General features: G+C 46.5%; 12 protein-coding genes. 4 read left to right on the top strand and 8 right to left on the bottom strand.

What is annotated here, in order from left to right; genetic code table 11:
* Positions 1-8: 8 nt before the first annotated feature.
* Positions 9-1,592, top strand: coding sequence for a recombinase family protein (locus DYH63_RS09735; RefSeq protein WP_116788621.1), 1,584 nt, complete (start codon positions 9-11; stop codon positions 1,590-1,592).
* A gap of 234 nt (positions 1,593-1,826) precedes the next feature.
* On the opposite strand, the gene DYH63_RS09730 is transcribed toward DYH63_RS09735, so the two are convergent.
* The 3 genes from DYH63_RS09730 to DYH63_RS09720 all read right to left on the bottom strand — a co-directional run bounded on the left by DYH63_RS09730 (position 1,827) and on the right by DYH63_RS09720 (position 3,456).
* The gene (locus DYH63_RS09730; protein WP_116788620.1) at positions 1,827-2,096 is read right to left on the bottom strand and encodes a DNA-binding protein; all 270 of its coding nucleotides are present in this window, start codon (positions 2,094-2,096) and stop codon (positions 1,827-1,829) included.
* Between the two features lie 186 nt (positions 2,097-2,282).
* Positions 2,283-2,948 (bottom strand): nucleotidyl transferase AbiEii/AbiGii toxin family protein, encoded by a 666-nt coding sequence (locus DYH63_RS09725; RefSeq protein ID WP_116788619.1) that lies wholly within the window; start codon positions 2,946-2,948, stop codon positions 2,283-2,285.
* A gap of 1 nt (position 2,949) precedes the next feature.
* Positions 2,950-3,456: a helix-turn-helix transcriptional regulator gene (locus DYH63_RS09720; RefSeq protein ID WP_116788618.1), complete on the bottom strand. Its 507-nt coding sequence runs from the start codon at positions 3,454-3,456 to the stop codon at positions 2,950-2,952.
* Between the two features lie 314 nt (positions 3,457-3,770).
* Between DYH63_RS09720 and DYH63_RS09715 the strand changes: the two genes are divergently transcribed.
* Positions 3,771-5,729 carry a heavy metal translocating P-type ATPase gene (locus DYH63_RS09715; RefSeq protein ID WP_116788617.1) on the top strand — a complete coding sequence of 653 codons (1,959 nt, stop codon included), beginning with the start codon at positions 3,771-3,773 and terminating at the stop codon, positions 5,727-5,729.
* 156 nt (positions 5,730-5,885) lie between these two features.
* Here DYH63_RS09715 and DYH63_RS09710 read toward each other — a convergent pair whose 3' ends face one another.
* From DYH63_RS09710 to DYH63_RS09700, 3 genes are all read right to left on the bottom strand, one after another.
* Entirely contained in the window at positions 5,886-6,134 is a 249-nt protein-coding gene (locus DYH63_RS09710; protein WP_116788616.1) for a hypothetical protein, read from the bottom strand.
* A 65-nt stretch (positions 6,135-6,199) separates the two neighbouring features.
* The gene (locus tag DYH63_RS09705) at positions 6,200-6,739 is read right to left on the bottom strand and encodes a DUF6268 family outer membrane beta-barrel protein (protein ID WP_116788615.1); all 540 of its coding nucleotides are present in this window, start codon (positions 6,737-6,739) and stop codon (positions 6,200-6,202) included.
* The gene (locus tag DYH63_RS09700; protein WP_116788614.1) at positions 6,739-7,191 is read right to left on the bottom strand and encodes a hypothetical protein; all 453 of its coding nucleotides are present in this window, start codon (positions 7,189-7,191) and stop codon (positions 6,739-6,741) included. Before DYH63_RS09700 ends, DYH63_RS09705 begins: the two co-directional genes overlap by 1 nt.
* Before the next feature lie 268 nt (positions 7,192-7,459).
* Between DYH63_RS09700 and DYH63_RS09695 the strand changes: the two genes are divergently transcribed.
* Together DYH63_RS09695 and DYH63_RS09690 are read left to right on the top strand one after the other, a co-directional pair.
* A complete protein-coding gene (locus DYH63_RS09695; protein ID WP_116788613.1) occupies positions 7,460-8,539 on the top strand; it encodes a sensor histidine kinase in 1,080 nt (359 codons plus the stop codon).
* Positions 8,536-9,261, top strand: coding sequence for a LytR/AlgR family response regulator transcription factor (locus DYH63_RS09690; RefSeq protein ID WP_116788612.1), 726 nt, complete (start codon positions 8,536-8,538; stop codon positions 9,259-9,261). The genes DYH63_RS09695 and DYH63_RS09690 overlap by 4 nt, the downstream gene beginning before the upstream one ends.
* 77 nt (positions 9,262-9,338) lie before the next feature.
* On the opposite strand, the gene DYH63_RS09685 is transcribed toward DYH63_RS09690, so the two are convergent.
* Together DYH63_RS09685 and DYH63_RS09680 are read right to left on the bottom strand one after the other, a co-directional pair.
* Complete coding sequence (locus tag DYH63_RS09685) at positions 9,339-12,434, bottom strand: efflux RND transporter permease subunit (RefSeq protein WP_116788611.1); 3,096 nt, start codon at positions 12,432-12,434, stop codon at positions 9,339-9,341.
* An 8-nt stretch (positions 12,435-12,442) separates the two neighbouring features.
* Positions 12,443-13,501, bottom strand: coding sequence for an efflux RND transporter periplasmic adaptor subunit (locus DYH63_RS09680; RefSeq protein ID WP_116788610.1), 1,059 nt, complete (start codon positions 13,499-13,501; stop codon positions 12,443-12,445).
* Between the last annotated feature and the right edge of the window lie 4 nt (positions 13,502-13,505).

Here is a 13,505-nt window from a genome sequence, read left to right as displayed (position 1 = left end):
TTGAGACTATGAAAAATGCCGATTTATATATAAGGGTAAGTACTGACGAACAGGCGGATAAAGGCTATTCGCAGCGTAATCAGGAAGATATGCTCCGCAAGTATTGCGAGAATAATGACATAAGCGTCCAAAATGTGATTTTGGAAGACCATTCCGCAAAAAGCTTTAACCGTCCGGAATGGATCAAATACCTTGAAATCCTAAAAAGAGAGAAGCGACGCTCGGATGTCGTGCTGTTCACCAAGTGGGACAGGTTCAGCAGGAACGCCGGCGATGCCTACCAAATGATCAACATCCTTAGAAAATTCGGAGTTGAGCCCCAGGCTATCGAGCAGCCACTGGATTTCAGCATTCCGGAAAACAAAATAATGCTGGCCCTTTACCTTGCCACCCCTGAGGTGGAAAATGACCGCAGGGCGCTTAACGTATTTCATGGCATGCGCCGTGCCAAGAAGGAGGGAAGGGCATTAGGAATTGCACCAATTGGGTATAAAAATAAGATTACTGAAGACGGAAAGAAATATTTTGGGATAGTTGAGCCACATGCGACCTATATACGGTGGGCTTTCGAAGAGTTAGCAAGAGGCGTTAAGCCAGCCGACCAGATCAGGAAGGAAGTGAACCGTATGGGATTAAAATGCGGAAGTTCCGTTTTTTATACGATGGTGCGCAATCCGATATACTGCGGATTAATTTATGTACCTGCCTACAAAGATGAGGAAGAACGGTTTGTAAAGGGAACACATGATCCGATTTTGTCCGAGTACCTTTTTTATGAAGTTCAGGATGTACTGGATGGCAAGAAACGAAAGGTACGTTCAAGGTCAAAAATCGAGGCTGACGAGAATTTTCCGCTGCGTGGATTTCTGCAATGCCCACATTGCGGCGGTATGCTTACAGCCAGTTCCTCAAAAGGCAAGACTAGACACTATCCGTATTACCACTGCCAGCCAGGATGCAGGTATCGCTATCGCGCCGACGAGCTGAATGAGCTTTTTGAGCGTGAATTGAGGAAATTTGTACCGCATCCTGCAATCAAAGAATTGTATAAGGTGATTGTCGGAAAGCTTTTTTCAGAATTTACAAAGCCGGAAAATGACCAACGCAAAAGAATCTCTGACGATATTGACAGGCTAAGCCAAAAAATTTCCAAAGCACGGAACCTGCTGCTGGCAGACGTGATAGATGCGGAGGATTATAAAGCTTTAAAAGAAGAAGCGGAAAATGAAATCAAGAAGGCCGAAAGATTATTGAACACCATAGGCGCTAATAAGCCCTCGCAGATGCAGGTGGAAAAGCTTATGGATAAGGCAATTAGCACGCTTTCAAGGTTGGATACGTACTATAGCACTTTGCCAGTAAGTAAGAAAAGAGAGCTGATAGGTTCGATATATCCCGAAAAAATCGTTTTTGACGGGAAAGATTATCGAACACCTAAGCTCAATGAAGCAGCCCGGCTTATCTATTTGATAAACAACGACTTATATTCAATAAAAAACCGGAAAGGACAAAAATCTGCGTACCTTTCCGGTCAAGTGGAGTCGCCGGGAATCGAACCTGCTTCGAAAACCCTTGTAAAACCTATATTTTAAAGCATGCAATTAAAACTTGCACCTGATTTGCACCTAAGTTGTAAAGTGTTGATTTACAGTTGTTATTTCATAAAACTGTTATAATGCAAACTTATAAAAAATATTTACGCGCAGAATTGAAAATAGCCATCAATTATTGCCTTTTTAATATTGCAATTTTGCTGATGGTGGAGATTCGAAATAAGGAGGGGAGTTCACATTAATTATGCGAAGCAAAATCAACTAACTATCTTTTTACGAAACATCGTTAAATAGTCCTAAAAGGTCGGCCTTATTATAGTAGTACGAGCCCATAACTTTTTTGTAGCGCAATTTGCAGGTAATACGAAGGTTCCGGAGCGATCCGGCGGAAATATCCAATATCTTGCGGACAGCTTTGCTTTTCAACCACTCGTCACTTATGACTTCAGATTGATTGGTCAGCGGGTTATTGATTTTTGTTACTTCACGAATAATTTCCGAGGCGAATTGCCAAAGATCTTCTTTCGTAAATGGCTCTTTCATAACACTACTATTAGCTTACGAATAATTGCTGTCAATGTAATGATGCAAAAAGGAAATATATGCAATAGGGCATCAGATTTCATTTCTTGGAACTTGTAGTCTACTGCAATATCACGTCAAAAATAAAGTGCCGATATAAATATGGGAGCTTCCATTGTGATGTTACGATACAGAATTTACTCTCCTTTAATTTTTACGCATAGTCTTATATTCCTTTTCGATTGCGTTGATAATATCTTCCTTAATGAATTCCCAATAATTGCCGCGGAGACAAATAGGTTCGAAATCATCGTCTGCTTCACTAAAATTCACAAAGTTGCCTCGTATCAAAACTTCATCATGTGAATATTTATACCGGCTTTTATGGAGTGCTATCATATCCTTTATACTATATTTTGATAGTACTTCATAAAGGTCCCAAAAATCTTTCTTACGGCCGGTACGCTGGATAACATCCACTTTCATGGCTATGATCTCATTTAGGGTTGCCATCCTAATCTCTTCTATTATCAATGGCGGTTCTATAAACGGATCTGTAGTGTAATAAAGGTCAAGCTTGATTGTGTCGTTTACATCTGATCCTACGAGATAGGATTTTCCCATTCCGATAACGTCCCCAAATCCTTTATCGACGTAGGAGAAGTTTGCTTCTAGAAAACTTTCAATGCTTTTAAAATCCATTGAACCGTACTCAGTGTCAGTGAAAAGGTCTATATCTACTGACATTCTGTGACCTAACTGCAGGCTTAGTGCAGTGCCACCTACAAGGCGAAATTCATCTAATTCTTTTGAACGCATTAGGAGCAGTAAAGTTTCCCGAAGCAGATCATTTACAGTTTTCCAATATATCATCCTATAGTATTGGTTTAATTTGTATACCTCTTGTAAGTTTTGCTTTAGCTGATGGCGCGAAGATTATAGCACGGATCTTGGAAGAGCCATAAAAACGTATGATTTCTTTCTTCTCAGTTAAATTTCCCCGTTCAAAAATTCTTTCAATTACCGCTTTTGATTGTTTTTCCCAATCTATTGTGTCAATAGCGGTATCCCAAAACAGGCTTTTTCGTAAGTGTATTAAATTAGGTTTCGGATGAAATGAGTTTTTCATTTTTTCAACACTGATATCATAATAGGTTTGCAATAAGGCTAAAGCGCCCTCTTCCAAGTTAAGGGCTCTTTCTATCTTTAGAGCGGCAGATATCGGTAAGGGCCTCTTAGTTTTAATAATTTGGTTAAATGACTGGGGGGCAATCCCAATTGATAAGGCAAAAGGGCGTTGCGCAAGGTCTCTTTTTTTGAGTTCACGTTCAAGTATAGCACCGGGATGGATACCTTTATATTTCTCAAATTGTGGGTTCATAATTCAAATGTAAGCATTTTTGCTTACTTGCGCAATCCCTATCTTGGATACTGTTAATTTTTAAGTACAGAAGTGACTGTCAATATTGCTACTTCTGTTTTTTATACAATTTATTATTTGGTTACTAATCACCGTGAATTATAGGTTGTATTCAGAGCAGGACCCAGATCACTAAATTAACTTCTTTTTATAGTAATGAAAATCAATAATAGCTTTACTTTATCTTCCGATACCTGCTTAGGATATCTATGAAATCACATTATATAAACGTTTGTTTACCAGTAGGGTAATATTCTATTTTAAAGTTAAGCACTATGAAAGAAGATAAGCTAAGTCCAACAACTTCACTATTAAATGATCAAAAGATCATAAATGAGCATGATGAAGAAAAATTGGATATAAACGAGGATTCTGAAGCCGGGGGATGGGTAAGCCACTGGCCGCTACTTACTGCATTTGCTATCCTGGCCGTTATGCTGACCCTCGAATTTGGATTTTCTTACCAACCGCCATTTCCAGTTAACCTGATCATTTTTTCTGTGGCATTTTTGCTAGCGGGTTATAACGTACTGGGCATGGCCTGGCGTAAGGCAAAGCGCTTTGATTTTTTTAATGAATTTTTCCTGATGAGCGTTGCAACAATTGGTGCCTTTAGCATTGGGTCGTATAGCGAAGGGGTAGCAGTAATGGTATTTTATTCGATAGGTGAGTGGTTTCAGGATGCAGCCGTAGACAGGGCTAAACGAAGTATTAAAGCGTTGCTCGATATAAGGCCTGATAAAGTTACCGTTAAAAGGGACGGAAAAACGGTGGTCGTAAACCCTAAAGAGATTAAAGTTAGCGAGACTATAGAGGTTAAGTCCGGTGAAAAAGTAGCACTCGACGGCGTCCTTCTTTCAGATGCCGGAACCTTTAACACTGCAGCCCTTACAGGCGAAAGCAAACCTGATACCAAACGAAAAGGGGAGGCTGTATATGCCGGTATGATTAATCTTGATAAGGTGACAGAAGTAGAAGTTGCCTCGCTTTTTACAGATAGTAAGCTTAGCAAGATATTAGAGATGGTGCAGGATGCTACGGCACGCAAATCGCAAACACAGCTTTTTATAAGCCGTTTTGCCAAAATTTATACCCCTATTGTATTTGCCCTGGCTTTACTGGTTTGTTTTGTACCCTATTTTTTTATTAACCCTTACAATTTTCATGACTGGTTTTACCGGGCACTGGTATTTCTTGTTATAAGTTGCCCGTGTGCCTTAGTGGTTTCTATTCCGCTGGGCTATTTTGGCGGTATAGGACTGGCTTCCAGAAACGGTATCCTGTTTAAAGGCTCTAACTTTTTAGATGTAATGACCACGATTAATGTGGTTATTATGGATAAAACCGGTACGCTTACAAAAGGAGTGTTTAAAGTTCAGGAAGTTGTAGCTGTGGGAATAGATAAAACAGAGTTGGTAAACCATGCAGCCGCTCTGGAAAAAAGCTCTACACACCCTATAGCGCGGGCAGTGGTAGACCATGTAGGTAAAGAGTTAGGGCTAAAAGCAGAAGGTGTAGAAGAAATTTCAGGCCACGGGTTGGTGGGTAAAGTGGATGGAAAGATCATACATGCGGGTAATGCAAAACTGCTCAAAAAATATGATATATCGTATCCGGAGGAAATAAATAGTTTGATAGATACCGTGGTAGTATTGGCTATAGATGGCAATTATGCGGGTTATATAACCATTGCAGATGAAATTAAAGACGATGCCAAAGAAGCAATCGACCAAATGCACAAGCTAAATATACAAACCGTTATGTTATCGGGCGATAAGCAGGCGGTAGTAGATAAGGTTGCTAAAACATTGGGTATTGACCAAGCTTATGGAGACTTGCTGCCTGAAGGGAAAGTAGAGAAGGTGCAGGCATTAAAAGATTCCGGTAGCCGGATAGCCTTTGTGGGCGATGGTGTAAATGATGCGCCGGTAGTTGCCCTTGCAGATGCAGGTATTGCTATGGGAGGCCTGGGCAGTGATGCCACTATTGAAACCGCAGATATTGTGATCCAGAACGACCAGCCCTCTAAAATTATTGCTGCCATAAGGGTGGGCAAGATTACTAAACAGGTAGTATGGCAAAACATTACTATAGCCATGGTTGTTAAGGTAGTTGTGTTAGTACTTGGGGCAGGTGGTATTGCAAATTTATGGGAGGCTGTTATTGCTGATGTGGGTGTGGCGTTGCTGGCTATACTTAACGCAGTAAGGATACAGAAAATGAAGTTGAAATAGCTCCTCAATATAAATTTAAAAGCTCCTGCTTGTATAAAACTGGAGCTTTTCAGAATTATAATTAACCTTGATGTTATTTTTTAGCTGCGCTAACATTGTCAACATACAGTTAGAGGAACGTATCGTAGTAAGAGAGCAATGAGTTGGTAGTGCCACTTAGAGCAGGCATTCGCGCTTTGCGGCACGTTCCCCGGAAACAAGATTCTCCAGGTAGGCATCAAACTGGCAGTTGGTAGATATATTATAGAGTGAGGCCTCACCCAGTCGCTCCGGCGTCGTCCTGATAATATCACCCCTTAGCAGCTCACAATGGCCAATGGGCTCGAAAATCAGAAACAGGTCGCCACTTATGTAGAGTGAATAGCGTGCCTTATCCGCATTGATATGGTAAACGGTACCTTCCATAGTATGTGCTTGTGTTGGGCTTATTTATTTTACGAGGGCTTATGAAGCAACCGTTGTAAAGGGTGTTATCTCTTTTTGTATTTAGCAAACGGATTGAAGGATACACCAAAGTTAAAGTAAAAGGACGGGTCGTTTTTAATTTCAAAAACGGGGTCGGCAAATGAGCCACTTTTTTCAAAGATCCTTCCGTTAGGGCTTAGCTTGATCCCGGTTTTCGCCGTGATGATAAAATAGTTGGCCACCATGTGCTCGTACAGGAGCCCGGAATTGATATCGAGCTGCCTGAATTCATACCTGCGGCCGGTTGTATCCAGGTTATACAAATAAAAGGAAGTCTGGTCCAGTTCGGTACCCAGGGAAACCCTTCCATTGCTGAATACATTTTTACGCAGCATAAGGCTTTTAGGCAGGTTGATGTCAATGATGAACCCATTATTAAAATGATGTTCGTAGCCAAAGGTTGGGATGATGGGGGTTTGTGCGGTAGGGTCGATGTTCCCCAGCAGGCCAACGGTCATTTTGGTTTTTGCATTTGCCTTGAGCACCATCGTTCCGGTAAGGATACCTTTAAACCTCTCGAAATGCTTATCACTGCCGTCCAGCATCAGGCTAGAGGTAAATATGGTGGTTTTTTTAAAGATGCGTGTAAAGTATATAAAATTAATCGTGGTAAACTGATAGTGGAAATCTTCCTGTAACAGCCTTTTCTCCCCGGTTGTGGGGAGGTGAGTGCTGCTTCCGAATTAAGGTATTTATAACTTAGGGTGGCTCCCAGCATCCAGCTCCTTTTTTTTATAAAGTTGATGTTAGCGCTTACTTTCGCCAGGTTCAGTCCGTTTACGCGCCCATCGGGCATGGCGGTACCGCGCTGCTCCGGTGAAAAATTGTAGGGTGCCGTGTGCGTGAACTCAATGTTCAGGGCACGGGCAATCGGGAATTTGTCCGCTGCATAAGCGATGGCTCTTTTTGGGATGCTGTCGGTAGCGGTTTGGGCGAAACTTGCTAAAGAGGGCACAAGTGCACAACAGGCTAATAGTGTTTTTTTAAGAATCTTCATAGGGTCGTGTTAATTTATGGTCATAAAGCGTCTCGTTCTCATGGCAATGCCCCAAGGTACCCTATAGATATCCCAGGCCTTCCCGTAACAAAAGAAGGGATTATCTGAAAGCGGTATTTAAAATTTATACCAAACCCCTTACAAATTAGACTAAACGGGCTGCATGGTAAATTTGGTAGAACGAACAGGGGGGTTGGTATAATAGTAAACGCCCCGGCGGGATAATCCCCTATATTTGCTTTAAAGAATCATTAATACCATTACCACGATGCAACAAGCTACCCCACAGATCCGGGATAAAAGGGCGATTGACCTGCTTTTTGAGTCCCGTTATAAGGTACTGCGCCATATATTGCTGTGGGTCATTTTACTGGGCATTATCTTTTTTTCGAACTGGCTTAAGGAGTACAGCGGCACTGTAAAGCTACTAAGGCTGCTGTGTGTGCACATCTCCTTCATCGCCATGTTTTACATTAATATGTACGTACTGGTACCCCGGTTTTTTTTCCGTGGACAGTACGCGCTGTACTTTCTCTTTTTGCTGCTGCTGGTCAGCCTGGGCCTGTTCCTTATGTCAGGCGTCCTTACCAAGTACCTTGATCCCTTAAGGATAGCAGAAGTGCGGCAACAGGCGGCTGATGATACCGGATTTTATGAGGGGATCATCATAGTGATGCCTATTATACTGATGACCACAGCATTTTCGCTTTTTGAACGCTGGAAAACCGATAACCAGCGGATTACCGAACTGAGCAACCTGACCTTGTCGATGGAGCTTAGCGAGCTTCGCAACCAGATCAACCCGCACTTCCTCTTTAATATGCTCAACGGGATCAAGGCGCTGGTGCGCAGCAACCCTGAAAAGGCAACTATGGTGATCATGAAGCTATCGGAATTTTTGCGTTACCAGCTTTATGACAATAATGAACCCGGTACGCCTTTGCGTTCTGAAATAAATTTTCTGTCCAACTTCATGGATCTGGAGAAGCTTCGCCGGGACAATCTCTCGGTAAACATTACATCTATGGCAGACCCAAAATTGCTGGGCACCCTGCTTATACCCCCCAACCTTTTTACCACTTTTGCCGAAAATGCGGTAAAGCACAGTGTGGACATCAGTGATAGCCCCTCCTATATCTGTATGAGCGTGGAGGTAAAGGGCGAGCGGCTGGAATTTACCTGCCGCAATTCAAAAAGTGTGGACTATGTTGCGCCCGGGGAAGGCAGCAGCGGGCTGGGCCTGCCCAATATAAAAAGGCGCCTCAGCCTGTTGTATGGCACGGGCTACAGGCTGGATATCAGCACTACCGAAAAAGAATATACCGTTATTTTAAATATTCCAATATGAATTGTATCATTATTGACGATGAGCCGCTTGCCCGCGCGGAGATGGAGGCCCTTATACGGGAAGTTTCAGACCTTGAGATCCTGGGCACCTTTTCCAACGCACCGGCAGCACTTGGTTATATGAGGGAGCACCGTGTAGACCTGATGTTCCTGGATATTGAAATGCCGATGGTCAACGGCCTGGAATTTGCTGCCCAGGTTTCCGGTGAAAGCCTTATTGTTTTCACTACTGCCTATCCGCAATACGCGCTCAGGAGCTATGAGCTGGATGCGATCGATTACCTTTTGAAGCCGGTGGAGAAAGGCAGGCTGGAGCGGACGATAAAAAAAGCGGCAGCTTATGCAGGGCTGCTTTCCGAGGCTACCGAAAAAAGCACTGTTGAGGGCAATAGTGAGGATTACCTTGTTATTAAATCCGAGCGACGCTTCCACCGGATCGCCTACGCCGACATCCGTTACATCGAGGGTTTAAAAGATTATGTGGTAATCCATACCAGAACGCAAAAGCTGATCACAGCGATGAACCTGAAGAACATCCACCAGAGAATAGCGCAGCATATTTTTATGCGCGTGAGTAAATCCTACCTGATCAACAGGGATTATATCGATTCTTTTGACCATCATACCATTTACCTCGGCGAATCGGAGATCCCGTTGGGGGAGGTCTACAAGAAAGAGTTTTTCAGCAAATACACCGGCGGTGCGCTCAACCCGGAACCGTAAGGTGGGAGCCGCTTTAAATCAGAAAAGCCAGCCGTTATCGGCTGGCTTTCCCTTTCTATAGAGGACGGTAAAAGGGGTCAGGGTTTGGGGCGTTTTAGTGCCGTGAGCAGGTTGTCGATGATCAGGTACATGCTGGGCACCACAAATAAGGTAAGCACCATGGAACTTGTGAGCCCGCCGATAATTACCCATGCCATGCCGTTCTTAATTTCAGAGCCGGCACCGCTGGCAATGGCGATGGGGAGCATGCCAAGTATCATGGCGAGTGTGGTCATCAGGATCGGGCGTAAACGTTCTTTACCGGCCTCCACTAAAGCCTGGCGAACGTTATGCCCTTCATCCCTCAGGTGGTTGGTGAAATCGACAATCAGTATTGCATTCTTGGATACCAGCCCCAGGAGCATGATCATCCCTATGATGGTAAATATGTTCAGGGTTTCCATGGTCAGGGCCAGTGCAAGGAGCGCACCCACGAGCGCCACGGGGATTGAAAAAAGCACGACAAAGGGGTACACCGCATTCTCATACAGTGCCACCATGATCAGGTAAACCAGGATGATGGCGGTAAGCAGTGCCAGGCCCAGGCTTCCAAAGGCATCACCCTGGTTCTTGGCGTCCCCAAGGTAGCTGACGGCGATGCCCTCGGGAATTTTGACCGAGGCTGCTTTGGACCTGATCTCATCGGTAACGGTACCGGAAGGCCGGCCGGCAACATTGGCCTGCACGGTGATGGCGTTTAGCCTGTTGATACGCTGCAGGGTGGTCTCACCCAGCACTTCGCCCACTGTTGCAAATTGTCCCAGTGTTACCGTTTGTCCCAGCGTGTTCACAAAGGGCATGTTGCGTACATTACTTATATCGGAACGGTTAAAATGGTCCAGGCGCACCAGTATGTCGTATTCATTGCCCCCCTGGCGGAATAGGCTCTGGTCACTGCCGCTGAACGCATTTTGCAGGGTAGCACCCACCTGTGCGGCGTTGAGCCCCAGGAGCGCCATTTTCTCACGGTCGAGCTGTATCGCTACCTCGGGCTTAGGGTTCTTTACGGAAAGTTTTACAAATTTAGTGCCCGGTATGGAGGCGACAACACTCCTGTAGGCTTCCGCGACCTGTCGTACCTGTGTTATATCCGTACCCTTAATGGCGATCTGTACCGGGGCACTGTTGACATTTCCGGTTATGGATATGGCGGAAGCGGTTATCTTTACCCCCGGTAGCACACTGCTCAGCCTGCGCTGCATGGCAATACCGAATTCTTCGGCACTTTGGTTACGCTGCTTTTTGTCGACCAGGGTTATGGTTATCTCCGCCAGGTTGGCATTAGAGGCGGCTCCCGAGACGCTGCCACTTACAAAACCGATACTTGAAAAAGCCTGCTTTACCTGGGGTTGGGACAGCAGTATCTTTTCGGCTTTCTGGGCCATCAGGTTGGTACGGTAAATTGGTGCGGTAGGCTCCAGTTCGAGGTTGATCACCAGGTCGCCCTGGTCGGTAGCCGGTATGAACGCCGCCCCAATAAATCCTGTAGGCACCAGGGCAATGGAACCGATAAGGAGCAGTAGTGTGGCTGAGAGCACCCACCTTTTTTTGCCCAACGCGATTTTCAGCAGTGTGCCGTAATCTTCCTTAATGCGGTCCAGGAACTGCTCAAAGCCCAGGTTTGCGCGTCCCCACAAGGTTGCCTTGTTTAGATGCTCCACACGCCCAAAGCGGCTTGCCAATAGGGGAGTGATGGTAAAGGATACAAACAGGCTCATCAGGGTCGAGATCACCACGACCAGGGAGAATTCCCGGAGGATGGAGCCGATCATTCCCCCGGCCAGGGCCAGGGGCAGGAATACCACGACATCCACAAGGGTTATGGCCAGTGCGGTAAAGCCGATCTCGTTACGGCCCTTTAGGGCAGCGGTCCGTTTATCGGTGCCCATTTCCAGGTGCCTGTAAATATTCTCAAGCACCACAATAGAGTCATCGACCAATATCCCAACGACCAGTGACATGGCCATAAGGGTCATCAGGTTAAGGGAAAAACCCAGAAGGTACATCGCGATGAAGGTAGGTATGATCGACGAGGGGAGTGCTACCAGTACAAACAGCGAACTGCGCAGGCTGTGAAGGAAGGCCAGCATTACAATCCCCACGATGGCTACCGCCAGTACCAGGTCGTGCATTACCGCATCGGCCGATTCCAGGGTATAGACGCTCTGGTCCGAAGAGATGGCAAAGTGCAGTTTACGCGCGCCATATTGGCTTTCCATAGACTGTAGCGCCTGTTTGACCAGGTGGCTTACATCAACAGCGTTGGCATCGTTTTGCTTTATGATCTGTATCCCTATGGATGGGATGCCGTTAATGTGGTTGATCGCCGTCGTCTTTGCCGTCCCATCGGCAACCTCAGCCACATCGGAAAGGTAAATCATACTGCCGTCTTTTCCCGTAGCCACCGCGAGGCGGCGCAATTCTTCCAGGGACTTCAGGTTGGCATCGTAACGTATGGAAAGCTGTCGGGAGGGTGTTTCTATGCTGCCGGCAGGGAAGGAGAGGTTGGCATTATTTACCGCCTGTGTTACCTGCGAGAGGGAAAGCCCGTATTGCTGAAGGCGTTCCCGGTTGATCTGCACCTGAACCTCGCGCTGTTCGCCACCGATAATAATTACCTGCCCCACACCTGCCACGTTTTGCAACAGGGGGCGCAGCTGGGTATCCACAAAATCATAAAGTTCCCTTGGGGGCATGGCGGCGGTTACCCCGGCTTTTATCACGGGGGTTTCTTCCAGGTTGACCTTATTCACCTGGGGCCTCTCGGAAGTATCGGGCAGGTCATTCAGGGCCTGGTCGGCCTTACGCTGCACGGCGCGTTCTGCCTCTTCGAGGTTGGTGCCGCTTTTAAACTGGAGGGTAATTTGCGAGACGCTTTCCTGGGAAGTGGAATTCATCTGGTCAAGGCCTTCCACAGCCGCAAAGGCATCCTCCAGCTTTTTGGTTACCGATACCTGGACTTCCGAGGCGGAAGCCCCGGGATATAGGGTGCTTACCGATACGGTGGGTACCTCGATTTTGGGCAGCAGGTTGTAGTTGAGGCTCAGGTAGCACTGCACCCCGAAGAGCACCAGCACGGTAAAGATTACAATGAGCAGCAAGGGCCGCTTTATGGCAATTTCGGTTATAGACATGGCTTAAATTATTTTGAGATGGTTACCGGCGTTCCGCTTTGCAGATTGATCTGCCCCGAGGTCACGACCTGCTCACCCGGCTTAAGCCCTTCGATTATGGCTACGCGGCCGCCATAATCGGAGCCTGCCTTTACGGGGCGCAGCACCGCTTTGCCGGCCTGGATTACATATACCGAGGCATCACGCGTGGATTCCAGGAGTGCTTCCCTAGGGATGAGCAGCATTTTCTGCGGCGCTCTTCCGGCGAAATCCACCCTGACGAACGTGCCGGAGCGCAGTGGGGCCTCCCGGTTGTTTTCGGCGGAGATCTCTACAGCGTAATTGTGTGCTGCGTCGGCCTGCGGGCTGATGTACGATAGGGTGCCCTGCCACTCCCTGCCGGGGTAAACGTCAGTTTGCAGTAGTATTTTTTGGCCCGCGCTAACCTGGTACACTTCCGCCTCGGTCAGGTTTACCGTTACCTTGACACGGGAGAGGTTGACAATGGTCGCCACCTCGCTTCCGGAGGCGACAAAGACACCCTGCTCTACCGGCCTTGAGGCAATAACACCACTAATGGGAGCCTTCAGGGAAGCATCAGCTATCTGACGGCGCAGCTGAGAGGAGCGGTTGGCCGCCTCGTTGTAGCTTTGGCGGACCTCCTCAACCTTTTCGCGGGTTGCGGCGTTGCCTTCCAGGAGTTCACTGTACGTCTGCAGGTCACGCCTGAGCTTTTGGGCGGCAGATTCCGATTTTTCAAGGTCAAGCTGCAAAAGTTGCGTATCAATACGCCCCAGCAGCTGCCCTTCCTGTACCGGGGTACCCAGCTCAAAATCCAGGCGCAGCAATTTTCCGCTGGCCGTTGCAAGTACGGTGGCCTGGCGGAAGGGCGCCAGTGTACCGGTTTTTACCAGTTCGGTGCTTAGGGTTTCTTCAACGGCAGTTGCCACGGTTACCGGGATGCCTTTGGCCACTTCAGTTCCCGGTTGGTTGCGTTTGTCTATAGTATTCTTGTTGGAAACCAGCCGGATAACTATAAGTGCCGTAAGGCCAATTACCATCAGGGCAAGCAGTACTTTCTTTTTCATGGTG

It is taken from the genome of Flavobacterium psychrotrophum (genome assembly GCF_003403075.1).
Classification (GTDB): Bacteria; Bacteroidota; Bacteroidia; order Flavobacteriales; family Flavobacteriaceae; genus Flavobacterium; species Flavobacterium psychrotrophum.
Note: the sequence above shows the minus strand (reverse complement) of the source record. Positions and strands in the feature narration are given on the sequence as shown.

Coding starts and splice junctions, on each gene's coding strand:
- DYH63_RS09680 (WP_116788610.1), bottom strand. CDS start 13,501: ATGAAAAAGAAAGTACTGCTTGCCCTGATGGTAATTGGCCTTACGGCA.
- DYH63_RS09710 (WP_116788616.1), bottom strand. CDS start 6,134: ATGGAAGGTACCGTTTACCATATCAATGCGGATAAGGCACGCTATTCA.
- DYH63_RS09690 (WP_116788612.1), top strand. CDS start 8,536: ATGAATTGTATCATTATTGACGATGAGCCGCTTGCCCGCGCGGAGATG.
- DYH63_RS09700 (WP_116788614.1), bottom strand. CDS start 7,191: ATGAAGATTCTTAAAAAAACACTATTAGCCTGTTGTGCACTTGTGCCC.
- DYH63_RS09695 (WP_116788613.1), top strand. CDS start 7,460: ATGCAACAAGCTACCCCACAGATCCGGGATAAAAGGGCGATTGACCTG.
- DYH63_RS09720 (WP_116788618.1), bottom strand. CDS start 3,456: ATGAACCCACAATTTGAGAAATATAAAGGTATCCATCCCGGTGCTATA.
- DYH63_RS09715 (WP_116788617.1), top strand. CDS start 3,771: ATGAAAGAAGATAAGCTAAGTCCAACAACTTCACTATTAAATGATCAA.
- DYH63_RS09730 (WP_116788620.1), bottom strand. CDS start 2,096: ATGAAAGAGCCATTTACGAAAGAAGATCTTTGGCAATTCGCCTCGGAA.
- DYH63_RS09725 (WP_116788619.1), bottom strand. CDS start 2,948: ATGATATATTGGAAAACTGTAAATGATCTGCTTCGGGAAACTTTACTG.
- DYH63_RS09705 (WP_116788615.1), bottom strand. CDS start 6,739: ATGCTGGACGGCAGTGATAAGCATTTCGAGAGGTTTAAAGGTATCCTT.
- DYH63_RS09685 (WP_116788611.1), bottom strand. CDS start 12,434: ATGTCTATAACCGAAATTGCCATAAAGCGGCCCTTGCTGCTCATTGTA.
- DYH63_RS09735 (WP_116788621.1), top strand. CDS start 9: ATGAAAAATGCCGATTTATATATAAGGGTAAGTACTGACGAACAGGCG.